The sequence below is a fragment of the Novosphingobium jiangmenense genome, from assembly GCF_015694345.1.
GTDB classification, from domain to species: Bacteria; Pseudomonadota; Alphaproteobacteria; order Sphingomonadales; family Sphingomonadaceae; genus Novosphingobium; species Novosphingobium jiangmenense.
In genome coordinates this window covers 1-24,943 of record NZ_JADQDC010000003.1, presented here as the reverse complement: position 1 = coordinate 24,943, position 24,943 = coordinate 1, and the positions used below count along the sequence as shown (strand labels likewise).

Annotated in this window: 25 protein-coding genes, 1 tRNA gene and 1 pseudogene; 6 read left to right on the top strand and 21 right to left on the bottom strand. The window is 65.5% G+C overall.

The features are described from left to right. The first annotated feature begins 84 nt into the window (after window positions 1–84). A complete protein-coding gene (gene chrA / locus I2488_RS05140; RefSeq protein WP_196274748.1) occupies window positions 85–1,392 on the top strand; it encodes a chromate efflux transporter in 1,308 nt (435 codons plus the stop codon). A gap of 9 nt (window positions 1,393–1,401) precedes the next feature. Here chrA and I2488_RS05135 read toward each other — a convergent pair. The 4 genes from I2488_RS05135 to I2488_RS05120 form a co-directional block, all read right to left on the bottom strand. Beyond that, window positions 1,402–1,477, bottom strand: a tRNA-Lys gene (locus I2488_RS05135). A gap of 36 nt (window positions 1,478–1,513) precedes the next feature. Next, the gene (folK, locus tag I2488_RS05130; protein ID WP_246465524.1) at window positions 1,514–2,017 is read right to left on the bottom strand and encodes a 2-amino-4-hydroxy-6-hydroxymethyldihydropteridine diphosphokinase; all 504 of its coding nucleotides are present in this window, start codon (window positions 2,015–2,017) and stop codon (window positions 1,514–1,516) included. 2 nt (window positions 2,018–2,019) lie between these two features. Continuing rightward, on the bottom strand, window positions 2,020–2,868 hold the full coding sequence (gene aguB, locus I2488_RS05125; protein ID WP_196274747.1) for an N-carbamoylputrescine amidase: 849 nt from the start codon (window positions 2,866–2,868) through the stop codon (window positions 2,020–2,022). A gap of 53 nt (window positions 2,869–2,921) precedes the next feature. Next, the gene (locus I2488_RS05120; RefSeq protein WP_196274746.1) at window positions 2,922–3,779 is read right to left on the bottom strand and encodes a class I SAM-dependent methyltransferase; all 858 of its coding nucleotides are present in this window, start codon (window positions 3,777–3,779) and stop codon (window positions 2,922–2,924) included. A 77-nt stretch (window positions 3,780–3,856) separates the two neighbouring features. Between I2488_RS05120 and msrA the strand changes: the two genes are divergently transcribed. After that, window positions 3,857–4,393 carry a peptide-methionine (S)-S-oxide reductase MsrA gene (gene msrA, locus I2488_RS05115; RefSeq protein ID WP_196274745.1) on the top strand — a complete coding sequence of 179 codons (537 nt, stop codon included), beginning with the start codon at window positions 3,857–3,859 and terminating at the stop codon, window positions 4,391–4,393. Between the two features lie 147 nt (window positions 4,394–4,540). On the opposite strand, the gene dapE is transcribed toward msrA, so the two are convergent. The 7 genes from dapE to rpmH all read right to left on the bottom strand — a co-directional run bounded on the left by dapE (window position 4,541) and on the right by rpmH (window position 9,805). After that, complete coding sequence (gene dapE / locus I2488_RS05110; RefSeq protein ID WP_196274744.1) at window positions 4,541–5,668, bottom strand: succinyl-diaminopimelate desuccinylase; 1,128 nt, start codon at window positions 5,666–5,668, stop codon at window positions 4,541–4,543. Then, window positions 5,668–6,342, bottom strand: a complete 675-nt coding sequence (locus I2488_RS05105; protein WP_196274743.1) for a glutathione S-transferase family protein — start codon at window positions 6,340–6,342, stop codon at window positions 5,668–5,670. The genes dapE and I2488_RS05105 overlap by 1 nt, the downstream gene beginning before the upstream one ends. Window positions 6,343–6,410: 68 nt before the next feature. Continuing rightward, complete coding sequence (gene yihA / locus I2488_RS05100) at window positions 6,411–7,064, bottom strand: ribosome biogenesis GTP-binding protein YihA/YsxC (RefSeq protein WP_196274742.1); 654 nt, start codon at window positions 7,062–7,064, stop codon at window positions 6,411–6,413. After that, the gene (gene yidC / locus I2488_RS05095) at window positions 7,061–8,860 is read right to left on the bottom strand and encodes a membrane protein insertase YidC (protein ID WP_196274741.1); all 1,800 of its coding nucleotides are present in this window, start codon (window positions 8,858–8,860) and stop codon (window positions 7,061–7,063) included. Before yidC ends, yihA begins: the two co-directional genes overlap by 4 nt. A gap of 34 nt (window positions 8,861–8,894) precedes the next feature. Continuing rightward, window positions 8,895–9,104 (bottom strand): membrane protein insertion efficiency factor YidD, encoded by a 210-nt coding sequence (gene yidD, locus I2488_RS05090; protein WP_084278662.1) that lies wholly within the window; start codon window positions 9,102–9,104, stop codon window positions 8,895–8,897. A 127-nt stretch (window positions 9,105–9,231) separates the two neighbouring features. Further along, window positions 9,232–9,633: a ribonuclease P protein component gene (rnpA, locus tag I2488_RS05085; RefSeq protein ID WP_196274740.1), complete on the bottom strand. Its 402-nt coding sequence runs from the start codon at window positions 9,631–9,633 to the stop codon at window positions 9,232–9,234. 37 nt (window positions 9,634–9,670) lie between these two features. Beyond that, window positions 9,671–9,805 carry a 50S ribosomal protein L34 gene (gene rpmH, locus I2488_RS05080; RefSeq protein WP_039336437.1) on the bottom strand — a complete coding sequence of 45 codons (135 nt, stop codon included), beginning with the start codon at window positions 9,803–9,805 and terminating at the stop codon, window positions 9,671–9,673. 170 nt (window positions 9,806–9,975) lie between these two features. On the opposite strand from rpmH, the gene I2488_RS05075 reads away from it, so the two are divergent. Next, window positions 9,976–11,295: a sensor histidine kinase gene (locus I2488_RS05075; protein WP_196274739.1), complete on the top strand. Its 1,320-nt coding sequence runs from the start codon at window positions 9,976–9,978 to the stop codon at window positions 11,293–11,295. Between the two features lie 108 nt (window positions 11,296–11,403). On the opposite strand, the gene I2488_RS05070 is transcribed toward I2488_RS05075, so the two are convergent. The 4 genes from I2488_RS05070 to I2488_RS19495 form a co-directional block, all read right to left on the bottom strand. Continuing rightward, on the bottom strand, window positions 11,404–13,722 hold the full coding sequence (locus I2488_RS05070) for a CDC48 family AAA ATPase (RefSeq protein ID WP_196274738.1): 2,319 nt from the start codon (window positions 13,720–13,722) through the stop codon (window positions 11,404–11,406). Between the two features lie 135 nt (window positions 13,723–13,857). Then, a complete protein-coding gene (locus I2488_RS05065; RefSeq protein WP_196274737.1) occupies window positions 13,858–14,190 on the bottom strand; it encodes a 2Fe-2S iron-sulfur cluster-binding protein in 333 nt (110 codons plus the stop codon). 2 nt (window positions 14,191–14,192) lie between these two features. After that, window positions 14,193–15,275 (bottom strand): aminotransferase class V-fold PLP-dependent enzyme, encoded by a 1,083-nt coding sequence (locus tag I2488_RS05060; RefSeq protein WP_196274736.1) that lies wholly within the window; start codon window positions 15,273–15,275, stop codon window positions 14,193–14,195. After that, window positions 15,272–16,312, bottom strand: coding sequence for a cysteine desulfurase family protein (locus I2488_RS19495; RefSeq protein WP_196274735.1), 1,041 nt, complete (start codon window positions 16,310–16,312; stop codon window positions 15,272–15,274). The genes I2488_RS05060 and I2488_RS19495 overlap by 4 nt, the downstream gene beginning before the upstream one ends. Before the next feature lie 126 nt (window positions 16,313–16,438). Between I2488_RS19495 and I2488_RS05050 the strand changes: the two genes are divergently transcribed. Further along, the gene (locus tag I2488_RS05050) at window positions 16,439–17,095 is read left to right on the top strand and encodes an alpha/beta hydrolase (protein ID WP_084278426.1); all 657 of its coding nucleotides are present in this window, start codon (window positions 16,439–16,441) and stop codon (window positions 17,093–17,095) included. Between the two features lie 49 nt (window positions 17,096–17,144). On the opposite strand, the gene I2488_RS05045 is transcribed toward I2488_RS05050, so the two are convergent. The 4 genes from I2488_RS05045 to I2488_RS05030 all read right to left on the bottom strand — a co-directional run bounded on the left by I2488_RS05045 (window position 17,145) and on the right by I2488_RS05030 (window position 22,311). Continuing rightward, window positions 17,145–17,981, bottom strand: a complete 837-nt coding sequence (locus I2488_RS05045; protein ID WP_196274734.1) for an SDR family oxidoreductase — start codon at window positions 17,979–17,981, stop codon at window positions 17,145–17,147. An 11-nt stretch (window positions 17,982–17,992) separates the two neighbouring features. Further along, complete coding sequence (locus I2488_RS05040; protein ID WP_196274733.1) at window positions 17,993–19,462, bottom strand: aldehyde dehydrogenase; 1,470 nt, start codon at window positions 19,460–19,462, stop codon at window positions 17,993–17,995. Between the two features lie 13 nt (window positions 19,463–19,475). Further along, complete coding sequence (locus tag I2488_RS05035; RefSeq protein ID WP_246465507.1) at window positions 19,476–19,919, bottom strand: nuclear transport factor 2 family protein; 444 nt, start codon at window positions 19,917–19,919, stop codon at window positions 19,476–19,478. Between the two features lie 91 nt (window positions 19,920–20,010). Beyond that, window positions 20,011–22,311 (bottom strand): TonB-dependent receptor, encoded by a 2,301-nt coding sequence (locus I2488_RS05030; protein ID WP_246465506.1) that lies wholly within the window; start codon window positions 22,309–22,311, stop codon window positions 20,011–20,013. A gap of 227 nt (window positions 22,312–22,538) precedes the next feature. On the opposite strand from I2488_RS05030, the gene I2488_RS05025 reads away from it, so the two are divergent. Further along, complete coding sequence (locus I2488_RS05025) at window positions 22,539–23,018, top strand: MarR family winged helix-turn-helix transcriptional regulator (RefSeq protein WP_196274731.1); 480 nt, start codon at window positions 22,539–22,541, stop codon at window positions 23,016–23,018. Window positions 23,019–23,034: 16 nt separating this feature from the next. Here I2488_RS05025 and I2488_RS05020 read toward each other — a convergent pair whose 3' ends face one another. Continuing rightward, complete coding sequence (locus I2488_RS05020; RefSeq protein WP_196274730.1) at window positions 23,035–23,754, bottom strand: nuclear transport factor 2 family protein; 720 nt, start codon at window positions 23,752–23,754, stop codon at window positions 23,035–23,037. Between the two features lie 147 nt (window positions 23,755–23,901). On the opposite strand from I2488_RS05020, the gene I2488_RS05015 reads away from it, so the two are divergent. Continuing rightward, window positions 23,902–24,765 (top strand): dienelactone hydrolase family protein, encoded by an 864-nt coding sequence (locus I2488_RS05015; RefSeq protein WP_196274729.1) that lies wholly within the window; start codon window positions 23,902–23,904, stop codon window positions 24,763–24,765. 38 nt (window positions 24,766–24,803) lie between these two features. Here the strand turns inward: I2488_RS05015 and I2488_RS19840 are convergent. Continuing rightward, window positions 24,804–24,943 (bottom strand): annotated as a pseudogene (locus I2488_RS19840) (IS30 family transposase); the annotation flags it as partial.

The window sequence follows — 24,943 nt, the reverse complement described above, 5'->3', positions numbered from 1 at the left end:
TCCCGGTCAGGTGGCGGTCGTGCCGTGCCCAAGCGTTGCCTGTCGGGTCCGCGTCTTGCGGATCACAGGTCATGGGTCGAATCGATGCAAGTTTTCGCCGCTCCTTCCTTTGAGGAACTTGTCCGCGTCTCGGCGCGCATAGGCTGCCTCAGCTTTGGCGGCCCGGCAGGGCAAATTGCGCTGATGCATCGCGAGATCGTGGAAGAACGGGGCTGGGTCAGCGAAGAGCAGTTCCTGCAGGCTCTGAACTTCTGCCATTTCCTGCCCGGCCCCGAGGCGCAGCAGCTTGCCACCTGGATCGGCTGGAAGCTGCACGGCGTGCGCGGTGGCCTCGCCATGGGGCTGCTCTTCGTGATTCCCGGCGCCTTGGTGATTCTCGGCCTGTCGATGCTTTACGCGCTCGCTGCGGACTTGCGCTGGTTCGCCGCGCTGTTCGTCGGGATCAAGGCGACGGTGCTGGCCATCGTCGTGCAGGCCCTGTTGCGCATCGCCGGACGCGCCCTGAAAACGCCGCTGCACAAGGCACTGGCCGCAGGTGCGTTCCTGGCGCTGGCAGCCTTCGCCCTGCCCTTCCCGCTCGTCGTCCTCGGCGCGGGGCTGATCGGCTTTGCCGTCGCCGCGACCAGACCCGATCTTCTCGGACTGAAGAACGATTCCACGCCCCCGCCCACCACCCCGCGTCCGTGGACCCTGACCCTGCGCGCTATCGGCATCGGCGCCGTACTATGGGCTGCCCCGATGATTGCGGTTCTGGCCCTCCTTGGCACCGATCATGCGCTGTGGAAGGTCGGACTGTTCTTCTCGAAGCTCGCCGTCGTCACGTTCGGCGGCGCTTATGCCGTCCTGTCCTACATGGCGCAGCAGGCCGTAGACACATACGGCTGGTTGCGGCCCGGCGAGATGGCCGATGGTCTCGGCCTTGCCGAGACGACGCCGGGGCCGCTGATCATGGTCACCCAGTTCGTCGGCTATCTCGCCGGCTTCCGCGCGCCCGAACCGTTCTCGCCGGTGGTCGGCGGCCTGCTGGCAGCCGGCCTGACAACCTGGGTCACTTTCGTCCCCTGCTTCATCTGGATCTTCGCCTTCGCCCCGTGGATCGAGCGCCTGTCCCACGCGCAGAAGCTCAAGGGCGGGCTGGCCGCGATCACGGCAGCCGTCGTCGGCGTCATCGCCAACCTGACCTTGTGGTTCGCCATCCACGTCCTGTTCCGCCAGACCAGTGACGTGGCGTTCGGCCCGGTATCGCTGTCCCTGCCTGTCCCGCAGAGCCTCGACTGGCGCGTCGCCCTGATCGCCACGACAGCGGCCGTGCTGATCTTCGCCATGCGCAAGGGCATCCTGCCAGTCCTCGGCATCTGCGCCGCCGCAGGTCTGGTTCTGGGGTGGATCTGACCGAAGAGGTGGTGAGCCCTGCTGGGTTCGAACCAGCGACCTACTGATTAAAAGTCAGTTGCTCTACCGACTGAGCTAAGGGCCCGCCATGGCTGCGCAATCATGCGCGAGGCGTGGCGCGTCACCTAGGGGGCGGGGGCGGGCGGGTCAAGCCTTTGGCGAGACGGTGGTTCAACTGGCGCAGGGTCAGGCCGGTGATCGGATCGCGCCAGCCACCGGCAATGTGCGCGGTCGGACCCAGCACGAAGTCACGGCTGCGGAATTCGGGGTGCGGGATTGTCAGATGTCCGTCCCCCCAGCACCCGCCCGACCACAGCACAATATCCAGATCGAGCGTGCGCGAGCGCCAGCGCTGGCCCTGGCGGCGGCGTCCGAACAGGGCTTCCACCGTCTGCAGTTCGTCCAGCAAGGCGCGCGGTTCAAGATCGGTCGAGATCACCGCTGCACCGTTGCAATAGACGCGCTGCGAAGGCCCGATCGGCCTGCTGCGGATCGTAGGAGATATCGCATCGATTGTGCAATTGCGCCGCCCCACTTCATCCAGCGCCGCCCAAAGAATCGCGGAAGGTGCGCCGTGGCGCGGGTGGCGCTGGTTCGAACCGAGCGCGACGAGGTAACGATGCAGGCTCAGATGTCCTCTGCCAGGCGCCCGTAAAGCTGCGGACGGCGATCGCGGAAGAAGCCCATGCCCGCACGGTGGGTGGCGGCGCGCTTCAGGTCAATCGTCGCATAGAGCACCCCGGTCTCGCTCGCGCCATATTCCGCAAGGTAATCGCCCCATTCGTCAGAAATGAAGCTGTGCCCGTAGAAGCGCTGGCCATCTTCCATACCGATGCGATTGGACGCGATGACCGGCATGCAGTTCGATACCGCATGACCGATCATCGCGCGGCGCCACATGCGGCTGGTGTCGAGATCGGCGTCATAGGGCTCGCTGCCGATGGCGGTGGGATAGAACAGCAGCTCTGCCCCCATCAGCGCCATGGCGCGGGCGCATTCGGGATACCACTGGTCCCAGCACACGCCCACGCCGATGCGCCTGCCGAACACGTCCCACACCTTGAAGCCGGTGTTGCCGGGGCGGAAGTAGTACTTCTCCTCGTAGCCGGGGCCATCGGGGATATGGCTCTTGCGATAGATGCCCATGACTTCGCCATCGGGGCCGATCATGGCGAGCGTATTGTAGTAATGGTGCCCGTCGCGCTCGAAGAAGCTGGTGGGGATGGCGATCCCGTGCGCCTTGGCAAGCTTCTTCATCTCGCGCACCGACGGGTCCGCATCGAGCGGATAGGCCATTGCGAACAGCGCCTCGTCCTCGACCTTGCAGAAGTAGGGTCCGGCAAAAAGCTCCGGCGGCAGCACGATCTGCGCGCCGCCGCGCGCAGCCTCTTCCACCAAGGCGGCAGTGGCGGCGATGTTCTCGGCCTCGCCTCCGGGAAGGGCGAGTTGCAGGGCGGCAACGGAGATCTCGGTCATGGGAGGGACCTAAGGCCCCTGCCTTCGCAATTCAACCGTCGCCGGGCTCCAATTCAGGGGCGCTTGCGGAACAGCAAGGTCATGCGGTCGCTCTCGCCGATGGCCTGCAGCTTCGCCTTGGTGGCGGCATCGGGATTGCCGGCAAGCTGCGGCGGCAGAGTCCACACGCCGTCGGGCCAGTTCGCCGGATCCTTGGGGTTGGCGTTGGCCTCGCTCTTGCCGACATAAGTGAAGCCGTTCACTTCCATGAACTTGATCACGTCCGCCTCGCGCAGATAACCCTTCGAGCCATCGGTGAACGAGAACGGCGCATCCGGCTTCGCGCGATGCTGTTCGATGCCGATCATGCCATCGGGCTTCAGCAGTTCGCGCATCTGCTTGATCTCGTGCGCGGCGAGGTTCCAGCGCAGCAGGTTGTGCATCATGCGCATGACGAGGATGCGATCGAACGTGCCCTTCTCCCCTTCGGGCAGCACGTCGAGGGTGAAGGCGGAGAAGCGCTCGGCAGGCTGGCCGGACCATTCTGCGACCTCGGCCGGATACTTGGCGGCGCCCTCGCGAATGCCCGCCTTCATCTTGTCTCCAAAGGCGCTGGCGGTGGGATCGAAGTACAGGCCGACGAGCTTGCCCTTCGGCCCGAGGTAGAGCCCGAGCAGGCGCGAATACCAACCGCCGCCGGGAGCATATTCGCCCACCTTCATCGTCGGCGACACCTGGAAGAAGCTCAGCGTCTCGGCCGGCTTGCGATAGACATCGCGCGCACGGTCCTTCTCGCGCAGCGGATCGGCCACGGCAGCAGCAAGCGCGGGATCGACCTTGGCCGAAGCGGTCTTTGCAGTTTCGGCCATTACCGGCGTGGCGAGGCTGCTGCCGGCAACAAGGACAAGCAGGGCAAGGCTCATTCTACGCATGTGGGGATTCTCCTTCGGGCCGGTGACAAGCGGACGGGGGATGCTTATCTCTCACGCAATTCAGGAGAATATAGCGCATGAGCGAACAAGCAACGGCCATCCTCGCAGGTGGATGTTTCTGGTGCACCGAGGCAGTGTTCCGCGACGTGATCGGCGTGACCGAAGTCGAGAGCGGCTACATCGGCGGCACCGTCGAGAACCCGACCTACAAGCAGGTCTGTTCGGGCACCACCGGCCATGCGGAAGCTATCCGCGTGACGTTCAATCCCGAGACGATCAGCCTCGACCAGATCCTCGACATCTTCCTGGCGACGCACGATCCGACGCAGCTGAACCGCCAGGGCAACGACATCGGCACGCAGTACCGCTCGGCCATGTTCCCTGCGGACGAGGCGCAGCAGGCGGCGATGGAGGCGGCCATCGAACGCGCCCAGCCCGATTGGCCAAAGCCCATCGTCACCACGATCGAGCCGATGGCGCCGTGGTATCCGGCCGAGGACTACCACCAGGAATACTGGGAAGGCGAAGGCCAGCGCAATCCCTACTGCCTCGCCGTGATCCCGCCCAAGCTGATGAAGCTGCGCAAGAGCTTCGCGGGCAAGGTGAAGGCTTGATAGCTTGACGTCGGAATGCCCACCCCCATCCCCTCCCGCTTGCGGGAGGGGAGTTGAGAGCACTGTTGCCGCCCTCCCGCAGGCGGGAGGGCCGCGAGACTTGGGTTTGCGCAGCAAGCCCTAGTCGCAGCGGGGTGGGCAGCTGCCTCAGCCTACTAATGCCGCCAGCGTAATCCGCCGATAAATGCGCTGGAGCACCGCAAGGTCTTCCAGCGCCACGGCCTCGTCCTTCTTGTGCATCGTCGCATTGCACAGGCCGAATTCCACCACCGGGCAGACGGCGCGCAGGAAGCGGGCATCGGAAGTGCCGCCGCTGGTGGAGAGTTCCGGATCCAGCCCGGTCTCGGCCTTCACCGCCTCGGCGATCAGCGTGGAATAATCGCCCGGCAGGGTGATGAAGCTCTCGCCCGAGATCACCGCGCGGACCTCGCCCTTGTGCCGCCGCGCCACGTCCTCGACCATCGCGACCAGCCCCGCGCCGGTGTGGCGGTCGTTGAAGCGGATCGAGATGCGCGCGCGCGCCTCGGCGGGGATGACATTGGTGGCCTTGTTGCCCACCTCGAGGTCGGTGATCTCGAGGTTGGAGGGCTGGAACCACTCCGTCCCCTCGTCCAGCACCAGCGCATCGAGGTCCGCCAGCAACGCGATCAGGCGCGGGATCGGATTGTCGGCAAGGTGCGGATAGGCGACGTGACCCTGCGCGCCCTTGCAGGTGATCCACATGTTGACCGAACCGCGGCGGCCGATCTTCACCATGTCGCCCAGGCGATGGACCGAAGTCGGCTCACCCACCAGGCACAGGTCCGGCTCGGCCTTCATCTCCCGGATCAGTTCGAGCAGCGGCACGGTGCCGTAGCGCGCCGGGCCTTCCTCGTCGCCGGTGATGATGAAGCTGAGCGTGCCCGCCTCGGCTGGCACTTCCGCCGCCGCTGCAACCATCGAGGCGATCGAGCCCTTCATGTCCACCGCACCGCGCCCGTAGAGCAGTTCGCCCCGCCGCTCTGCCTTGAACGGACCTGAAGTCCAGCCCTCGCCCGGCGGGACAACGTCGAGGTGCCCGGCAAAGGCGAAGTGGCGCGAACCTTCCGGCCCCTTCCGGATCGCGAACATGTTCTCGACCGGACCGTCAGGCGCCTCGCCCGCCACGAAGCGGTGGATTTCGAAGCCCAGCGGTTCGAGCATGCCCTGCAGGCAATCGAACACCGCGCCAGTCGCGGGGGTCACGCTCTCGCAGTCGATCAGACGTTCGGCGAGGATTGCGGGATCGAGAGACATCAGCGGGCGGGCTCCTCGAACTGTTCGATGGTCCAGCCCTCGTTCTCGGCGGCCTCGATCCATTGTTGCATCCAGTCGTGCGTCCAGACCGCTTCCATGTAGGTCATGGCGAAGCCCGGCACAGGCACCCCATAGGTCATGAAGCGCGAGACGACGGGCGCATAGATGATGTCGGCGGCACAGAAGGTGCCGAACAGGAACGGCCCACCCTTGCCGAAGCGGGCGCGCGCCTCGGCCCAGAGCGAGAGGATGCGCACGATATCGGCGCGGACCTCGGGCTTTATCTCCACGCCGTCCACGCGCTTGCGGATGTTCATCGGCAGGCTGCGGCGCAGCGGCAGGTAGCTCGAATGCATCTCGGCGACCATCGAGCGCGCCATGGCCCGCGCGGTCTCGTCCTTGGGCCAGAAGCGGTCCCGCCCGACCTTGTCCGCGAGATAATCGATGATCGCAAGGCTGTCCCACACCACCGGCGCATCTTCGCCGTCACCGTCCCACAGGATCGGCACCTTGCCCGAAGATGGTGCAAGTTCGTCGGTGCGGCGCGCCTCGTCCCAGTCCTCGCCATAGAGCGGGACGGTGATTTCCTCGAAGTGCAGGCCCGATTGCTTGCACGCCAGCCAGCCCCGCAGCGACCAGCTGGAATAGTTCTTGTTGCCGATGATCAGCTTCATCGCATCTGCCCTGTTGCCTTGAGGGCTGCGACTAGACGTTCAGGTTTACTCTGTCGAGGATGAACGGTTCAGATCAGCGAATCCTGCAGCACAGCCGCGCGCAGTTCCTCGATGCCCATCTTCTTTTCGGAAGAGGTCACGATCACTTCGGGATAGGCTGCGGTGCGCTTGCGAGCGGCAGCGATGGTCTCTGCGGTCACCGCCTCAAGCTCGCTCGCCTTGATCTTGTCGGCCTTGGTCAGCACGACACGATAGCCGACGCCCGCTTCATCGAGCATCTGCATCATGTCGGCATCGACCGGCTTCACGCCGTGGCGGCTGTCGATCAGCAGCAGCGTGCGCTTCAATACCACGCGCCCGCGCAGGTAATCGCGCACCAGCCGCCGCCATTGCTCGACCACCTTGGGCGGAGCCTTGGCAAAGCCGTAGCCCGGCATGTCGACCAGGCGCAGCCGTGTCGGCTCGCCCACTTCGAAGTAGTTCAGCTCCTGCGTGCGCCCCGGCGTGACCGAGGTGCGCGCGATCGACTTGCGGCCCGTCAGCGCATTGAGCAACGACGACTTGCCGACGTTCGAGCGCCCGGCAAAGGCAATCTCGGGCACGTCCGGATCGGGCAGATGCTTGAGCGCAGGCGCAGACTTGAGGAACTCGACGCGCCCCGCAAAGAGGAGGCGCGCCTGTTCGATCAGTTCGGCGCGGGCAGCTTCTTCTTCAGGTGTCACCGCGTCTTCGGCTTCCGGTTGGCAGCGGGCTTCTGCTCACGCGCGACCGAGCGGTCAACGTCGAGCTGGTCCTTGTCGGCCTGCGCCTTCAACTGCGGGTGCTTGCTGTAGAGGTACTTCTGCTGCGCGATGGTGAGCAGGTTCGAGGTGATCCAGTAGATCAGCAGACCCGCCGCGAACGGCGCCATCACGAACATCATCATCCACGGCATGATCGCGAAGACCTGCTGCTGTGCCGGGTCCATGGCCGCCGGTTGCAGCTTGAACTGCAGCCACATCGTGATGCCAAGCAGGATCGCCAGCACGCCGATGGCGAGGAAGCTGGGCGGAGTGAACGGGAGCAGGCCGAACAGGTTCAGCACGTGCAGCGGATCGGGCGCGGACAAGTCCTTGATCCACAGCGCGAAGGGCTGATGACGCATTTCGATGGTCAGCGTCAGCACCTTGTAGAGCGCGAAGAACACCGGGATCTGCAGGAACATGGGCAGGCACCCGGCGAGAGGATTGACCTTCTCGCGCTTGTACAGCTCCATGATTTCCTGCTGCTGCTTCTGCTTGTCGTCCTTGTAGCGCTCCTGCAGCGCCTTCATCTTGGGCTGCAGCGCGCGCATCGCCGCCATCGAGGCGAACTGGCGCTGGGCAATCGGGAACATCACGCCACGGACGATCAGCGTCAGCAGGATGATCGCCACGCCGAAGTTCTTGACCAGCTTGAACAGCGAATCGAGCAGCCAGAAGATCGGCTTCTCGAACCAGCGGAACCAGCCCCAGTCGATCGACAGGCTGAAGTTCGTCACGCCCGCCTTCTCGTACTTCTCGAGGACGGCGTTCTCCTTGCCACCGGCAAACAGGCGCACGGTCTGTTCCTGCGCCTTGCCGGGAGCGATCGACACGCTGGGATAGATCAGGTCGGCACGGAACACGCCATTGCCGAGCGAGCGGAACGCCGCCTCGGTCTTGACCTTGCCGTCGGGAACCAGCGCCGAAAGCCAGTAGATGTCGGTAAAGCCGATCCAGTTCGCCGCACCCTTGAGCGCGATGGCCTGGCCCGGTGCCTCGGTCACCGTGGAATAGTTGTTGTCGAAGTTCACCGAGCCATCCAGCGCCGCAATCGGCCCCGAATGCAGCTGCCAGGTATCGAGGCTGGCGGTCTTGTCGGTGCGGTTGACCAGCGCGAACGGCTTGACCACGACCGGCGTTGCGCCGGTGTTGGCGACGCTCTGGGTCGCGGTGATCATGTAGTCCGCGTCGATCGCGTACTTGATCGCGAAGGTCTGGCCGGTGGGGTTGGTCCAGCGCAGCGTGACCGGGGTCTGCGGCGTCAGCTTAGCGCCATCGGCGGTCCACATCGTGTTGGCGTCAGGCGCGGCAACGCCTTCGCCGACCCAGCCGATCTGGGCAAAGTGCTGTGCGGGCGTGCCTGCGGGCGAGAACAGGCGCACCGGCGCGCTGTCCTTGTCGACACCCTCGCGGTGGCGAACCAGCGACACGTCGTCAACCAGTGCGCCCTTGAGATTGATCGATCCCTTGAGGCCCGGCGCATCGATCTGCAGCCGATGACCGGCAGCCAGTTCCTGCGCCAGGTCCTTCTTCTCCAGCGCCACGTCGGCCGCGTTCTGCAGCCCGCCTTCGCGCGTGGCCTTCGGCTTGGACCCGTCAGTCGTCGCTGGCGCGGTGGCGACAGCCTGCGGCTTGACCGCCGGCTCCGGATAGAACCAGCGCATGGCTGCTTCCCAGCCGATCAGCAGCAGACCCGTCAGGATCACTGCCATTATGACGTTGCGCTGATTCTGCACCGTGTTCGCGTCCTAGATCTTGAAGTCGTGTGAGTCAGGGCACCGGATCATAACCGTGCCCCCCCCAGGGATGGCAGCGCAATAGCCGCTTCGCCGCGAGCCAGCCACCCTTAATCGCGCCATGCTTTTCCAGCGCCTCGATCGCATATTGCGAGCACGAGGGGCTGTAGCGGCACGAGGGCGGAAGCACGCGCGAGGGGCCAAGCTGCCAGCCTCGGGCGATGAGGATCAGCAAGCGCTTCACACCTGCCGGCCTTTTCCTTCGTCATTGCGAGCGGCAAAGCCGCGCGGCAATCCAGGGTCGGCGCAAGTGCGCTCTGGATTGCTTCGCCCCGCTTTCGCGTGGCTCGCAATGACGATCGGGAGAGCAGTCACTTGCCCCGCCCATGATTTGACCGAGTCCCGCCACGCTTTCTCGGCGGGTCGCCCTTGCCTGCAGCAGCGCGGGCCAAGGCCACAGCCAGTTCCTCGCGCAGCAGGGCGAAATCGCGCTCCACCCCGCCTTCGCGGCCGATCATCACGTGGTCTCCGCCGGCAATTCCGGCTTCCGGCAGGGCTTCGCGCAGCAGGGCGCGGAAGCGGCGCTTCATCCGGTTGCGGACGACCGCGTTGCCGATCTTCTTGGTGACGGTGACGCCGAAGCGCAGGTCGGCTTCTTCAGCCGAGACAACATCGCGGTTCACCAACAGCACGAATCCGGGCCTTGCGACCCGGATTCCGCGATTGGCAGCAACGAAGTCTGCCCGTTTCCGGATGGTGGCGATCCGGGTCATGCCCGCCTTCGCCGGAACCGGATTTATGCTGAAAGGCTCAGGCCGACAGCTTCTTGCGGCCACGCGCACGGCGGGCGGCGAGCACCTTGCGACCACCCACAGTGGCGGTACGAGCGCGGAAGCCGTGGCGGCGGGCACGCACGAGGTTGCTGGGCTGGAAAGTGCGCTTCATGGCTTTTCTCTTCTATATCGAATCTGTGGACTGGCTCTTGCCGCTGGGCAAAGCGCCGGAATCAGGGGGTGGCCGATAGGCGACAAGGCGATTTGCGTCAACCCTGCAGACAAAGGCGCAATCGGTTCAATACGTTGCCGATGCGCGCCAGAGGGTCTAGGCCCCCTGCGATGAACAGGGAAAACGAATCCCGCCCGCAGGAGCTGCGCCTCCACTGGTGGCAACGCGCACCGCGCGTGCCGACGCTGGCGCTCTTCGCCGTGGTAGCGCTGGCGCTGATCGGCACCTTCTCGCTGATCATCGCCACGGTCGAGGCCGAACGCACGCAGCGCGAGCAGGCCACCCGCACCAGCGGCATCCTCGCCTCGCTCGACGAGATCGTCCGCGCGACGATGAGCGGCGAGACCGGCCAGCGCGGCTACTTCATCACCAGCGACACGCGTTATCTCGAGCCTTACCGCGAGGGACAGGGCCGCTATGCCGCCGGGATGCGCGCCCTGCGCGAGCGGATGGGCACCGAACTTCCGCCAGAGCAGGCCAGCCTCCTCGCCGAAATCGCGCGGCTGGGCGATGCCAAGTGGGCCGAGATGGCGGGCGTGGTCGATCTGGTCGAACAGCGCCGCATTCCCGACGCGCACGCCCGCCTGCTTTCCGACGAAGGCCAGCTCGCCATGAACGGCTTGCGCAAGGCCGTGGCCAAGCTCGAGGACATCGAACGCGTGCGTCTCGACGCCGCCGCCCAGCGCGCCGCCAATGCCGAGGCGCGCATCCTCCCCTCGCTCGCCGCACTATTCGTGGTCATTGTCTGCGCGCTGGCGCTCGGGTTGTGGCAGGCGATTCGCAAGGCCGAGGCCGAGGCGCTGGCCGAAGGCGCCGCTGCCATTGCCGAAGCGCGTGACCGGGCGGACCTCCTCGCCAAGGAGTTGAACCACCGCGTCAAGAACCTGTTCGCGGTAATCCTCGCCATCGTGAAGATGAGCGCGCGCGGAGATGCGGCGGCCGCGCCTGCCGTGGACCGCATCGCCAAGCGCATCCACGCCCTCGTCACCGCGCACGAGGTCACGCAAGGCTCGGGCAAGGACCAGACTGTCGATCTCGCCGAGCTGATCGGCAAGGTGATTGCGCCCTACCGTTCCTCCAGCGAGCGCTGCGAACTAGATGGCGGCACCGTGAACCTGCCGGGCAAGCACGCGGTGCCGCTCGGCCTCGTCCTGCACGAACTGGCGACCAATGCGGTCAAGTACGGCGCCTGGTCCGCCCCCGGTGGCCTTTTGCGCATTCGCTGGGACCGCGAGGACACGCGCGCCAAGCTGGTCTGGGAGGAGATCGGCGTTTCCGAGACAGCCTCGCCAGCAGAGCCGGGCCGCGAAGGCTTCGGCTCTGCCCTGATCCGCTCGTCCGAACGCCAGCTCGGCGGCACCATCGTCCGCCGCTTCGAGCCGCGCGGCATCGTCGTCGAAATGGACTTCACGCTGGAGGGCGGAGCTTAAGAAAAGCTTCGTCATTGCGAGCGGAGCGAAGCAATCCAGAGTCGGCCCGAACCGCTCTGGATTGCTTCTCCGCCTTCGGCGGCTCGCAATGACGAAGTGATGTTATGGCTACCCGTGCTTGGATTCGCGCAACGGCGTGACCATCCCCGGCGTGATGAAGCCCAGCGGGCCCGGATTCATCGCGCGCTTCTTCAGTTCGCCCTTCATCCGGCCGTACTCTTCCTCCATCTGCTCGGTCACCGTCGCGCGTGAGGCTTCCAGCGCCTTGGCGAAGTCTTCCCCAGTGACCTGATCGACGTTGCCGCCCGCGCGGCGAATGGCGTTAAGACCGGCGCGGCGCACCACGTCCTCAAGATCGGCGCCGGTGAACCGCTCGGTCTCCCGCGCGATCCGGCCAAGGTCCACATCGCCTGCCAGCGGCATGTTGCGCGTGTGGATGCCTAGGATGTGCTCGCGCCCCTCGACGCTCGGCGTGCCGACATAGATCAGCTCGTCGAAGCGGCCGGGACGCAGCAGCGCCGGATCGACCAGGTTCGGCCGGTTGGTCGCACCGATCAGCACCACCGACTGCAGTTCCTCCAGCCCGTCCATCTCGGCAAGGATGGTGTTGACCACCCGCGCCGTGACGTTGGGTTCGCCCTGCCCGCTGCCGCGCGCCGGAACGAGGCTGTCGATCTCGTCAATGAACACCACGCAGGGCGCAACCTGCCGTGCCCGCGCGAACAGCCGCGCGATCTGCTGCTCGCTCTCGCCATACCACTTTGACAGAAGGTCGGACGACTTGATCGCGATGAAGTTGGCTTCCGCCTCCTTCGCAACGGCCTTGGCCAGCAGGGTCTTGCCGGTTCCGGGCGGGCCATAGAGCAGGAAGCCCTTGGCCGGACGGATGCCGAGCCGATGGAACGCCTCGGGGTTCTTGAGCGGCAGTTCCACGCCCTCGCGCAGCTTGTCCTGCGCATCGTCGAGCCCGCCGACGTCGGCCCAGCCGATGGTCGGCGCCTGCACCATGACTTCGCGCATGGCCGATGGCTGCACGCGTTTCAGCGCCTGCAGGAAGTCGTCACGCTCGACGCGCAAGTTGTCGAGCACGTCCTGCGGGATCGTCTGCTGCTCGAAATCGAGCTGCGGCATGATCCGGCGCACGGCCTCGATCGCCGCCTCGCGGGCGAGCGCGGCAAGGTCGGCGCCGACAAAGCCATGCGTCGTGCGCGCCAGTTCCTGCAGGTCGACGTCCTCGGCCAGCGGCATGCCGCGAGTGTGGATGCCGATGATCTCGCGACGGCCCGACTCATCGGGCACCCCGACCACGATCTCGCGGTCGAACCGGCCGGGACGGCGCAGCGCCTCGTCGATCGCATCGGGCCGGTTGGTGGCCGCGATCACGACAAGGTTGGACCGGCTGTGCAGCCCGTCCATCAGCGTCAGCAACTGCGCAACCAGCCGCTTCTCGGCCTCGCCATGCACCTCGCTGCGCTTGGGCGCGATCGAATCGATCTCGTCGATGAAGACGATGGACGGCGCGTTGCGGGTGGCCTCCTCGAACACCTCGCGCAGCCGCTTCTCGCTCTCGCCATAGGCCGAGCCCATGATTTCCGGCCCGTTGATGGTGAAGAACGAGGCATCGCTTTCGTTGGCCACCGCGCGCGCCAGACGCGTCTTGCCAGTCCCCGGCGGCCCGTGCAGCAGCACCCCCTTGGGCGGATCGACGCCAAGTCGCGTGAACAGTTCGGGATAGCGCAGCGGCAGTTCGACCATCTCGCGCAATTGGCGGATGGTATCGCCCATGCCGCCGACGTCGTCGTAGTTTACATCGGCGCGGCTCGAACGCGGCTCCTCGTACTCGGGACGCAGCTCTACCTCGGTGTTCTCGTCGATGTGGACCACGCCCTTGGGGCTGGTCGAAACCACGGTCAGGCGGATCTGGGTCAGCGCGAAGGCCGGTGCATTGAGCATCTGGCGCAGTTGCGGCGGCATGTCGGTGCGGTTGACCTGCTGCTGCCCTGCTGTCGCCACCAGATCCCCGGTCACCAGCGGGCGCCCGGCGAAGTTGCGCTTCAGCGCCACGGCCGGCCCCTGCAGGCGCAGTTCCTTCTGGGCAGGCGCGAAGACCACCCGCTGCGCAGGGCGGGAGTCGATCTTGCGCACTTCCACGTGCTCACCCGATCCGACATCGGCGTTGGCGCGCTGCAAGCCGTCGAGCCGGATCAGCTCCAGTCCCTCGTCTTCCGGATAGGGCTGGATCACCCGCGCGGCGGTGGACCGCTTGCCGACGATCTCGATCACGTCGCCCTCGGTCACGCCAAGCTGCGACATCACGTGCCGACTGATGCGGGCAATGCCGTGGCCGCTTTCTTCCTGACGGGCGCCTGCGACCTGCAAGCGCACCATGCGCGCCTCGGTCCGGGCTTCGGTTGCCGCATCTGCCATGAGTTCGAGAAATCCCCTTGCGCTATCGACAGGTTCCGATGTGGGAACCGTCGCACGGGATTTCAAACGCGGGAGGGCGGCGATGGTTGCCGTCCGGGTGGGAGGCTCGGCCCGAGCCTCTCCGGCAGGGCGCGATCAGCGCCCCTGCATGTCCCGTGCCTCGGCGGGGATATGCACGACGAGGCCGTCAAGCTCTTCGGTCAGTTCGATCTGGCACGAAAGGCGACTGGTGCGGGTAACGCCGGCGGCAAGGTCGAGCATGTCTTCCTCGTCATCAACCGCAGCGGGCAGCCTGTCGAACCATGCGGCATCGATCACCACGTGGCAGGTGGAGCAGGCCATCTGGCCTTCGCAGGTGCCTTCCAACGGCATGCCCTTGGCTTGCCCGAGATCCAGAAGTCGCGTCCCCGCTTCGCCCTGAGCGGCGATCTTTTCACCCTTGGCGGTGACGAAGGTGACGCTGACCATGGTTACAAGACTCCCTGCGCACGTGCCGCGGCGTTGATCGCCCCGGCCGCCTCTTCAAGCTCCTTATCCCCCGTATAGCGTCCGAAACCGATGCGGATCGCGGTTCTGCTATCCCTGTCCGAAAGTCCGAGCGCGCGCAAGACATGGCTTGGCCTGCCCGACCCGCTGGCACAGGCAGACCCTGCAGAAAATGCGATCGTGCGGCATTCGGACAACAGTCTCGCCACGTCGAGCCCCGGCAATCGCAGGTTGATGTTGCCGTGCCAGCGCTCGGTCGCGCTGCCGTTGAGCGTCCAGCCCTCGAACAGCGCCAGAGCTTTCGCCCACAGCTTTTCCACATGAAGCCGGTCACTTTCCGACAGCCTTGTGCACAAGGCAGCGGCAGCACCGAAGCCCGCACAGAGCGCTGGCGAAAGCGTGCCCGAACGCAGGCCCCCCTCCTGTCCGCCGCCATGGATGAGGGGCGCGAGTTCCAGCCCGTCGCGCACCCACAGCGCGCCGATGCCCTTGGGGCCATGGAGCTTGTGCGCAGACACCGCGATCAGATCGGCATCTTCGGGCGCTGCAAGCTTGCCCGCCCCCTGCACCGCATCGCACAGGAACAGCGCACCCATCTCGTGCGCGCGGCGGGCGAGTTCCGCAACCGGTTGCACCGTGCCGATCTCGTTGTTGACCTGCATGACCGCGACGAGGCCGGTGCCGTCCGGAATCGCCACTGCCGGATCGACCAACCCATCCCCATCGACCGGCAGCACCGTCACGCCGGGATCGAGTACGCGCGCGGTGTCGAGCACTGCTGCGTGTTCGATGGCGCTGACGGCGAGCCGCTTACGCCCGCACCCGGCCAGCGCCAGATTGATAGCCTCGGTCGCACCCGAGGTGAACACCACGCGTCCGCCCGGCGGCAACAGCGCCGCCACCTGCGCCCGCGCAACCTCGACCGCCGCCGCCGCCATCCGGCCCGCCCGATGCGGGCTGTGGGGATTGGCGAACCCCGGCGCCTCAGGCCCCACGAGCCACGGCATCATCGCCTCGCGCGCTTCGGGCGCCAGTGGTGTGGTCGCCTGATAATCGAGGTAGATCACCGCCGGATCTCCTTCCACACCTCGACGAACCGCGCGATTTCCGCCTCGGTCGTCTCGCGCCCGATCGAGACGCGGATTACTTCGCCCGGATGCGCATAGCCCATCGCCGTCAGCACGTGACTGGCCTTCAACGAACCGGACGAGCATGCGCTCCCCGCCGAAACCGCGATCCCCGCGCCATCGAAGCGGATCAACTGCGCCGCACTCGACTTGCCGGGCATGCGGTAGGCGGCAATCGCCGGACTGCGTGGCGAATCCGCCGCGACGATTTCCGCCCCGTTTTCAAGCAGTTGATTCGTCAGTGATTCCCGCAAACCTGAAGCGCACTTGAGCCATTGGTTTCCGGCCTCCAGCGCCGCCACCATGCCCAGCACCAGCGGCAAGGCCTCGGTTCCGCCACGATAGCCACGCTCCTGTCCGCCGGTCGGCTCGAGCAGTCCCCACTCGCGCACCAGCAGGGCGCCCACGCCCACCGGACCGCCGAACTTGTGCGCCGAAAGGACGATCATGTCAGCGTCGGGCAAGTCCAGCTTGCCCGCTCCTTGCGCCGCATCACACAGCACCAGCCCACCGCTTTCGCGCACCTTGGCCGCAATGCCGGAGATGTCCTGCACCACGCCTGTCTCGCTGTTGATTTGCTGCACCGCGACCAGTGCCCGGCCGCCAAGCGCTGCACTCAGCGCCTCGGAGTCCAGCAAACCGCCAGCATCGACCGGCAGGCGCTCTACGGCTCCCGCCGCGCGCAAGGCGGCATCGTGCTCCACGGCCGAGACCAGCACGCGCTCCGCTTTGGCCCGTCCTATGCCGATGGCCAGCGCCTCGCTCGCGCCCGATGTGAAGATCACCTCGCCCTGCCAGCCCAGCACTGCCTTCATACGGGCGCGGGCATCTTCCAGCGCCGCGCGTGCCGCGCGCCCGGCTGCGTGCGGGCTCGAAGGGTTGGCCCAGATGCGGAAGCCCTCCTGCATCGCTGCCTGTGCTTCGGGCAGGAGCGGGGTCGTCGCGGCGTGGTCGAGATAGATCGGTTCTTGTGGCAACGTGAATCCCGGAAATGCGCGGAAAGATTGCTTTCGGAGGGTTGGTTTCTATATAGCCGTCAACGCAATTCCCAGCCCCGGCATTCCGTGCCGACCGGGCCAGACCACAGGATTACCGGACAGGCAATGCCCGCAGTCATTTTCCCCGGCCCCGAAGGCCGCCTCGAAGGCCGTTTCCAGCCCGCCACCCGCCCCCGTGCACCGGTGGCGATGATCCTTCACCCGCACCCGCAGGCGGGCGGCACGATGAACGACCGCATCACGCAGGCGCTCTACAAGACCTTCGTCGCCCGCGGCTTTGCCACCCTGCGCTTCAACTTCCGTGGCGTCGGCCGTTCTCAGGGTAGTTTTGACAACGGCATCGGTGAACTGTCCGACGCCGCCGCCGCGCTGGATTGGGTGCAGTCGATCCACCCCGAGGCCAGCACCACCTGGATCGCGGGCTATTCGTTCGGCGCGCTGATCGGCATGCAGCTGCTGATGCGCCGCCCGGAAATCCGCGGCTTCATCTCGGTCGCGCCGCCGGCCAACATGTACGATTTCAGCTTCTTGGCCCCCTGCCCCGCCTCGGGCATCATCGTGCAGGGCACGGCGGACACCGTCGTCACGCCGAACGCGGTGCAGAAGCTGGTCGACAAGCTGCGCACGCAGAAGCACATCACCATCCATCACGACGAAGTGCCGCGCGCCAACCACTTCTTCGAGAACGAGATGGACGACATGATGCGCGCGGTAGACAACTACCTCGACATGCGCCTGTCGCCGGACTGCCCGATCCGCTGACCCTTGCTCCCCCCTCCCGCAAGCGGGAGGGGCTGGGGGTGGGCATCCTCTACAACACGAAGTGATCGCCAGCCGCGCGCACGGTCACTTCCGCAATCGAGACGCCCCACGGCTGGTCGATCGCGTGGATCACCGCATCGGCGATGTGTTCGGGCGCGAGGCTGGCATAGTCCATCGCCTCGGGATCGAGCCGCTCGGCCGGGAACGTCCCTTCCGCCATCTTGCCGACCATCTCCATGAAATCAGGCATGTTGTGCGCGACGATGCCGATGCCCGCGGCCTGATTGACGACAGTGCCGGACAGGCCGGTGCTGGGAACGCCGGTCGGCTTGATCGTCGTCACCTTGATCCGGCCCCGGCTTTCCACGCGCAGCGATTCCGACAGGAAGTTCACCGCCGATTTCGACGCGCCATAGACTGCCGCCCCGATCACCGGGAAGTTGCCGTAGATCGAGGAGATGTTGACAATCTGCCCGCGCCCCGCCGCCATCATCGGATCGTAGGCGGCGACCATGCCATTCAGCACGCCCTTGATGTTGATGTCGATGCAGCGCTCCCACGCCGGATAAGCCGCTTCGTGATCGGCAAAGAACGCCAGCGGCATGATCCCGGCATTGTTGACCATCACGTCCACCGCGCCGAACGCATCCAGGGCGGCCGCCACCAGCGCCTTGACCTGCGTCAGATCGCGCACGTCGACGGCCACCGCCTGCGCCTTGCCTCCCGCAGCGACAATCTCGTCCACCACGCCCTGTGCAGCGGCAAGGTCGATGTCGCCCAGCGTGACGCTGGCACCCAGCGCCGCCGCCTTGCGCGCGACAAGACTGCCGAAGCCTCCGCCCGCGCCGGTGATGACGATCGACTTGCCCGCGATATGTCCGCTCATGCCCGTGTCCTTCAAAGCGCCGACGGCATCCCGTCGACCAGGATGGTCTTCATTTCGAGATAAGGGAACAACCCCTCGGGACCGCCCTCGCGCCCGATGCCCGATTGCTTGAAGCCGCCGAACGGCAGGCCGAAGTCCATGCGCAGGCCGTTCTGCCCGAAGCCCCCCGTGCGTACCCGCCGCGCAATGCGATAGGCCGCATCGGCGTCGGTGGTCAGCACCGAGCCGTTGAGGCCATAGGCGCTGGCATTGGCGGTGCGGATCGCATCCTCCTCATCCTCCACCGGGATCAGGCTCAGCACCGGCCCGAAGATCTCCTCCTGCGCGATGCGGCTGTCGTTGTTCACGTTGGCAAACAGCGTCGGCTCGATGAAGTAACCGCGGTTGAGGTGCGCGGGACGCCCGCCGCCGGTAACGAGATCAGCTGTTGCCTTGCCCTCCGCGATGTACATCTCGATCCGCTCGAGCTGGCGCTTCATCGCCACCGGGCCAAGCTGCGTTTCGGGATCGTCGGAATGGCCGATCCGCACCTGCTTCATCTCTGCCGCAATCGCCTCGGCCAGTTCGTCATGGCGGTGGCGCGGCACGATGACGCGGCTGAGCATGGCGCAGACCTGCCCGCTCATCATCGTGATCGTGCCAGCCAGCATCTTCGCCGCCGCCTCGATCGGGAAGTCGTCCCGCACGATCGCCGCCGACTTGCCACCCAGTTCCAGCGTACACCGCGCCATCCGCGCACCGCAGACCGAGGCGATGCGCTTGCCCGCCACGGTCGATCCGGTGAAGCTGACCTTGTCGACGCCCTCGTTGCAGACAAGATGGTCGCTCGCCTCGCGATGGCCCGTCACGAGATTGACCACGCCTGCCGGAATGCCCGCAGCTTCTGCCGCTTCGGCGATGATATAGGCCTCCAGCGGCGTTTCCGGTGATGGCTTCATGATCGCCGTGCAGCCCGTCAGCAGCGCATAAGCGACCTTGTTGGCCATGATTCCGAACGGCCCGTTCCACGGCGCGATGGCAGCGACCACGCCAACCGGCTCATAAGCGATCAGCGCGGTGTCGGCGGCCATGCTCGGACGGCGCTCGACGAACTCGAAGCTCTCGGCAAACCCGGCGATCTGGCCGAGCGCCATCACGCTGCCGCCATGCATCGGCCCGGCGAACGAGGCGAGCCCGCCCATCTGCGCCGTCCACGCCTTGGCCAGTTCCGGCACCCGGGTTTCGAGGTGCGCGACCATCCGCCGAAACGCGGCAATGCGTTCGGCGGGGGGCGTGCTCGGCCATGGCCCATGGTCGAACGCCTCGCGCGCCGCAGCCACCGCCGCGTCCATATCCGCCTCGTCCGCCTCGGCCACGCGCCCCACCACCTGTTCGGTGTTGGGCGAGATGAGCTCTATCATCCGCCCGGAATGCGCCGGGACCCAGCGGCCTGCGATATAGAGCTTGTCGGGATGGGCGACGTTCACGCCTTCGGGGGTCATGCCTCTTGTCCTCTCACAGCGGCGCGAGCGCGCATTCCACGCGCTCGATCAGGCCGTCCTTGATCGTGTAGAATATGAATTGCCGCATTTCCTGCACTTCCCCTACCGCGATCGGGAAGAAGCCGTGCATCCCGCGCGCATCGAGCGCCTCGCGGCTCAGGTCCTTGATGCCCTCAACCCGGATTACCGCATCGATAGCGGTCAGCGTTTCGGAAGCCGCAAAGTTCAGCACGCGCACGCTTTCCTTCACGTGATCGTGCAGGAAGCTGTAGAAATCCTTCAACGCCTCGCGCGAACGGATCTCGACGCCAAAGAACGTCATCAGCGGTGGATCGACATAGAAATCGGCAACCGCGTCATAGTCCTTCGCGTTGAACGCGCAGACATAGCGGTCATAGTCCTCGCGCGTCAGCACGGCATCTCTCCCGGTTGCGGCCGGATTCGGCTCGCCAGTCAAAAGCTAACATTTGATATGATAAGCGCCAAGCGCAAAAGAAAAGGGGCGGCCATTGCTGACCGCCCCCGTTCCCTCATGAGCTCGCGCTCGATCAGAAGCGCTTCTGCACGGTGACCGCCCATTCGCGCGGACGACCGACCTGGCTGTAGGCCGTGCCGGTGAAGGCATAGACCGAAGCGAAGCGGAACGGCGTGTAGTATTCGTTGAACACGTTCTGCACTTCCAGTGCGATCGAGAGGTCCTCGGCCTCGTTCCGCCAGGTCAGGCGAGCGTTGCCGATGTCATAGGCGTTGAAGAACTCGATCGGCTGACCGGCAGCGATGCGACCGGCGCTGGTCTTGCCGGTGTGGGCAAAGTCGAAGCGCGGCGTCAGCGAACCGGCGCTGCCGAGATCGGCGCGATACTGGATACCGAAGCTGTACTTCCAGTTCGGCGTCACGATCGGGTCGGTCAGCAGGATCGCGTTGCCGACGCGCGGGTCGATGTTCTTGTAGTTGCCGGTCAGGTGGCTGAGCGAGGCATCGATATCCAGGCCCGCGATCGGCGAGGCCTGCATTTCGAGCTCGAAGCCCTTGATCCGGCCGTTGCCCGCATTCTGGCGCGCACCGCACGGCGCGTTCGAACCCAGCGACGCACACGAAATCAGCGGGAGCTGGATGTCGTTGTAGTCGTTGATGAACCCGGCAATATTGATGCGCAGGCGACGGTCGAACAGGTCGGTCTTGAGGCCCGCTTCATATGCCGTCACCGTTTCCGGATCGAAGCTGCCGTTCAGAGCCTGAGCCGCGTCGAACGGACGGGCAGTCACGCCACCGCCCTTGAAGCCGGTGCCCACGGTGACATAGGCCAGAACTTCGGGGCTGAAGCGGTAGTCGGCCGAAATGCGCCAGTCGACCTTGTCGCCGGCATAGACAGCCTTCACGCCATCGAGCGCGCCAAGGAAGATCGAGCGGGTAACACCGTCGAAGTTCTTGCGAACGAAGGTGTAGTCCTTGCTTTCCTTGGTGTAGCGCAGGCCGCCGGTCAGCGTCAGGCCTTCCATCGGTCGGGCGATCACGGTGCCGAACACGGCCTTGCTGTCGGCATTGACGGGGTCGTTGCCGAGGAACTGGAAGTTCAGGCCCGGGGCGATGTAGCGGATGTCCTGACGGGTGAAGTAGACCGAACGCTGGTCGGAGTAGAAGCCGCCGACGGTCAGGTCGATCATGTCGCCGAGCTTGGCGTTGACGCGCAGTTCCTGGCTGAAGAACCAGAACTTGAGGTCGTTGTAGCCCTGGCCGGCAATGGCGAGGTCAGGCGTGAAGTCGTCGTCGGTGCCCCACTTCTGGCGATAGTTGCGATAGGCGGTGATCGACTGGATGTTGAGCGAGTCGCTCAAGCCCACGGTCATGTTGGCCGAGAAGCCATAGCCATCGAACTTCAGGCGGTTGGGCATCTCGTAGCCCTGCGAGACCTGACCGCCTGCCGGTGCATAGAAGTTGGCATAGGTGCAGAAGCGGCCGCAGGCATAGGCGTTGGTGATGCGCGCCGGGTTGATCAGCGAGATCACTTCGGCCGCATTGGTGCGCTCTTCGTGCGTGTAGTCGCCGATGATGACGAGGTCGAAGTTCTCGCCCGGATTGTAGCGCAGCGAACCGCGCAGGCCGGCGTAGCCCTTCTCGCCGAGCTTATCGATCACGCAGTCCGAACCCGAACCCGGACGGGCGCTGATGCCCTGGGGGTTGCCGGGATTGGCGCAGCCATAGTCGACCTGATCGACGTAGCCGTTCTGGCGCTTGTAGACGCCCGAAACGCGCGCATAGAGGTCCTGCGCCAGAATGAAGTTGGCGCTGCCACGGATGTCGACACGGTTGCGGCTGCCGTAGACCGCCTCGACCATGCCCGAATTCTCGTCGGTAGGCTTCTTCGAGAACAGCTTGATCGCGCCGCCGATGGCGTTGCGTCCGGTGAGCGTGCCCTGCGGGCCGCGCAGGACTTCGACGCGCTCGAGATCGAGCAGGTCGAAGATGCCGCCGGTCAGCGTGGCGTAGTACACGTCGTCGACGTACATGCCGACGCCGGGTTCATAGGCGGGGTTGAAGTCGAACTGGCCGATGCCGCGGATCGAAGCGCCGAGCGACGAACCATAGGCGCCACCCATGGCATTGAGCTGCACGTTCGGTGCCTGCTGCGCGATCTGCGACAGGTCGGTCTGGTTGCGCGAGGCGAGCAACGTGGCATCGACGGCGGTGATCGACAGCGGGGTATCCTGCAGGCGCTGCTCGCGGAACTGCGCGGTCACGACGATCTCGCGCGCGGATTCCGGCGTGTTGTCATCGGCTTGCGCCTGATCCTGGGCCTGCGCCTGCTGAGCCATGGCGGGCATCGCCATCCCGAGCGAAAGCGCAGCCATGCTGCCTGCCGCAAGCAGGCGCACGTGTGACGTGAAACGATGGGCTTGAGCCATATCCCCTCTCCTGTATGGTCCTCTCTGGAACCGGTTGATGTTTGTTAGTAAGACATACTAATTCACAGTTTGCAAGCCTAACATTTTCGACCTTTCCAGACTCTGCGCAGTGATGCAGAACGGGCACACTTCGACACTTGCCGAAGGCCGGGAACCCGGCGATAGATGCGGCGATGGACAGCCCGCCCACCCTTGATAGTGCCGCAATCGTCCCGCTGGTCGAGGGCGAGGTCGCGCTGCTCGTCGACCTGCTCAAGCTCGGCACTTTCATCGGCACCCCGATGCGCGAAGGCGTCGCCGATCCGCTCGGCCTGACCACGACCGACCTGCGCATCGTGCTCGCGCTGGGCGGCGAAGGCGAACTGGCCGGACATGATCTTTCGGAGATCATGGGCGTGCCGCCGATGAACGTCAGCCGCGCCATTGCTGCGTTGACCCAGCGCGGTCTGGTCGAGCCGGGTTCGAACCGCCGCAACCGCCGCCGCAAGCCGGTGCGGCTGACTGCGGCAGGCCAGGAGCTCTTCGCCCAGACCATACCGGCCATGGCTCACGTTGGTGCCGACCTGTTCAAGGGCGTCCCTGCCCGCGACCGCGAGGCCTTCCGGCGCGTTGCCGCTGCCGTCCTGACACGGATAGGTCGCTGGGGCGGTTAGCCCGCTCCGGCAACCATCACGGCCACTTCTTCTGCAACCTGGTGAAATCGCCGACGGCAAAGGCCTTGGCCAGCACCGGGTGGGCAAAGCTCATCGCCACTTCCTGCCGGTTGGGCCAGGTCTGGCGCACGTCGGTTTCAGGCAGCAGGCGGTCCGGCCCTATCGGGTTCTCGGGGAAGCACACGGCGGCGGGCTGGAGGTGCGCCACGGTCTTTGACCAGCCGGTCTCGTAATCGGCCTGCCACTGCATCATGTAGTCCAGCCGCTTGATCTTCCAGACGCCGTCTTCCTTGACGTAGTCGTTCTCGTAGATGCCGCTTTCCCAGAACTGCTGCGGCATGCCCTCGGGCTTGTCCTTAAGGATGTCGTCGTGCCAGCCACCGGCAAGGATGCCGCGGAAGCGGCCCTTGGCGCTCTGGCCGTCCTCGGAAATCGTGATCACGTCCTGCAGCTGGAAATGGTCGAGCAGAAGGCCGTGGACCGGGCCGCGCCGCCCGCCGGTGAACAGATTCTGGAACCACGTCCCGTAAAGCCGCATCACCCCCTCGTAACCGACATATTCGCCCGAAAGGAACACCACCGCGCCATCCTTGGCGAACAGTCCGGCCACTTCCTCGGGCCGGTTGTAGTCGATGTAATAGCCATAGGCCCATTGCAGGCGGCGGATCGCGTTGAGATCCTCAAGCTCGGTCACGCGCGCTTCGAGCGCGGCAAGGCGGGCATTCACGTCAGTCATCGGGCGACTCTCCCAAGCCGGTTTATTTGTATGTAACACTAACAAATATATGGCCGATTGCGAGCGGAAAAATCGCACCCCAAGGCACCTTGCGCGCAAACCGTCGCGCATTACTCTCGCAGCCGGACGGAGCGTGGAGAATCTGCGATGTGCGATGAGATTACCGAGGCCGAGAACGCCGAATTTGTCCTCAACCGCCGCGAGTTCGCCTCGCTCGGTGCGGGCGCCGCCGCTCTTGCCACGCTCCCCGGCTGCGCCACTGCGGCAGAAGCGCCGACCGCCAGCCGCATGGTCACGATCGATACGCCCGATGGCAAGGCCGATGCCTTCTTCGTCTATCCCAAGAAGGGCAAGCACCCTGCCGTGATCATGTGGCCCGACATTGCGGGCTTGCGCGATGCCTACAAGACCATGGGCACACGCCTTGCCGCTGCCGGTTATGCGGTGCTGGTCGTCAACCAGTATTACCGCTCCAGCCCCGCCCCGATCCTGAACTCGCTGATGGAGTGGCGCTCGGATGCCGGGCAGAAGAAACTGAAGCCGATGATCGGCGCAATCACGCCTTCGGGCACCACCTCGGATGCCGCTGCCTTCGTGTCATGGCTCGACGCGCAGAAGGAAGTGAACGCCAAGAAGCGCATTGGCTCGGCCGGCTATTGCATGGGCGGTCCCTTCACCGTGCGCACCGCCTTCGCCAACCCGGCCCGCGTCGGCGCGGCGGCCTCGTTCCACGGCGGCGGCCTTGTCGGCACAGAGCCCGACAGCCCGATCAACCTCATCCCCAAGACCCGCGCCGCCTACCTCTTCGCCATCGCCCAGAACGACGACGAACGCGCGCCGAAGGAAAAGACGCAACTGCGCGCGGCGGCTGACGCTGCGAAGCGCCCCGCCGAGGTGGAAGTCTACCCCGCCCAGCACGGCTGGTGCACGCTGGACGCGCCGATCTATGACCGGGCGCAGGCGGAGAAGGCATGGGGCCGCATGCTGGCGTTGTTCAAGGCGCATTTGTGAGGGGTGGGGTGGACGCCGCTGGCACAAAGAGTTCACCGTCACCCCGGGCTTGACCCGGGTGTGGATTCACATCCGAAGTGCAACGGGTTGAATGTTTCGGCTGGAGTTTTGAAGCCGAGGCATTTTCTGGGCGTGTTGTTGTAGTTGGCGAGGATGGCATCGAGTTGCTGTTGGGGCA

Excerpts from the sequence above, each read along its gene's own strand:
- chrA (WP_196274748.1), top strand. The coding sequence starts at position 85 with ATGCAAGTTTTCGCCGCTCCTTCCTTTGAGGAACTTGTCCGCGTCTCG.
- aguB (WP_196274747.1), bottom strand. The coding sequence starts at position 2,868 with ATGACCGAGATCTCCGTTGCCGCCCTGCAACTCGCCCTTCCCGGAGGC.
- I2488_RS05120 (WP_196274746.1), bottom strand. The coding sequence starts at position 3,779 with ATGCGTAGAATGAGCCTTGCCCTGCTTGTCCTTGTTGCCGGCAGCAGC.
- msrA (WP_196274745.1), top strand. The coding sequence starts at position 3,857 with ATGAGCGAACAAGCAACGGCCATCCTCGCAGGTGGATGTTTCTGGTGC.
- dapE (WP_196274744.1), bottom strand. The coding sequence starts at position 5,668 with ATGTCTCTCGATCCCGCAATCCTCGCCGAACGTCTGATCGACTGCGAG.
- I2488_RS05105 (WP_196274743.1), bottom strand. The coding sequence starts at position 6,342 with ATGAAGCTGATCATCGGCAACAAGAACTATTCCAGCTGGTCGCTGCGG.
- rnpA (WP_196274740.1), bottom strand. The coding sequence starts at position 9,633 with ATGACCCGGATCGCCACCATCCGGAAACGGGCAGACTTCGTTGCTGCC.
- rpmH (WP_039336437.1), bottom strand. The coding sequence starts at position 9,805 with ATGAAGCGCACTTTCCAGCCCAGCAACCTCGTGCGTGCCCGCCGCCAC.
- I2488_RS05075 (WP_196274739.1), top strand. The coding sequence starts at position 9,976 with ATGAACAGGGAAAACGAATCCCGCCCGCAGGAGCTGCGCCTCCACTGG.
- I2488_RS05070 (WP_196274738.1), bottom strand. The coding sequence starts at position 13,722 with ATGGCAGATGCGGCAACCGAAGCCCGGACCGAGGCGCGCATGGTGCGC.
- I2488_RS05065 (WP_196274737.1), bottom strand. The coding sequence starts at position 14,190 with ATGGTCAGCGTCACCTTCGTCACCGCCAAGGGTGAAAAGATCGCCGCT.
- I2488_RS05050 (WP_084278426.1), top strand. The coding sequence starts at position 16,439 with ATGCCCGCAGTCATTTTCCCCGGCCCCGAAGGCCGCCTCGAAGGCCGT.
- I2488_RS05045 (WP_196274734.1), bottom strand. The coding sequence starts at position 17,981 with ATGAGCGGACATATCGCGGGCAAGTCGATCGTCATCACCGGCGCGGGC.
- I2488_RS05040 (WP_196274733.1), bottom strand. The coding sequence starts at position 19,462 with ATGACCCCCGAAGGCGTGAACGTCGCCCATCCCGACAAGCTCTATATC.
- I2488_RS05030 (WP_246465506.1), bottom strand. The coding sequence starts at position 22,311 with ATGGCTGCGCTTTCGCTCGGGATGGCGATGCCCGCCATGGCTCAGCAG.
- I2488_RS05025 (WP_196274731.1), top strand. The coding sequence starts at position 22,539 with ATGGACAGCCCGCCCACCCTTGATAGTGCCGCAATCGTCCCGCTGGTC.
- I2488_RS05020 (WP_196274730.1), bottom strand. The coding sequence starts at position 23,754 with ATGACTGACGTGAATGCCCGCCTTGCCGCGCTCGAAGCGCGCGTGACC.
- I2488_RS05015 (WP_196274729.1), top strand. The coding sequence starts at position 23,902 with ATGTGCGATGAGATTACCGAGGCCGAGAACGCCGAATTTGTCCTCAAC.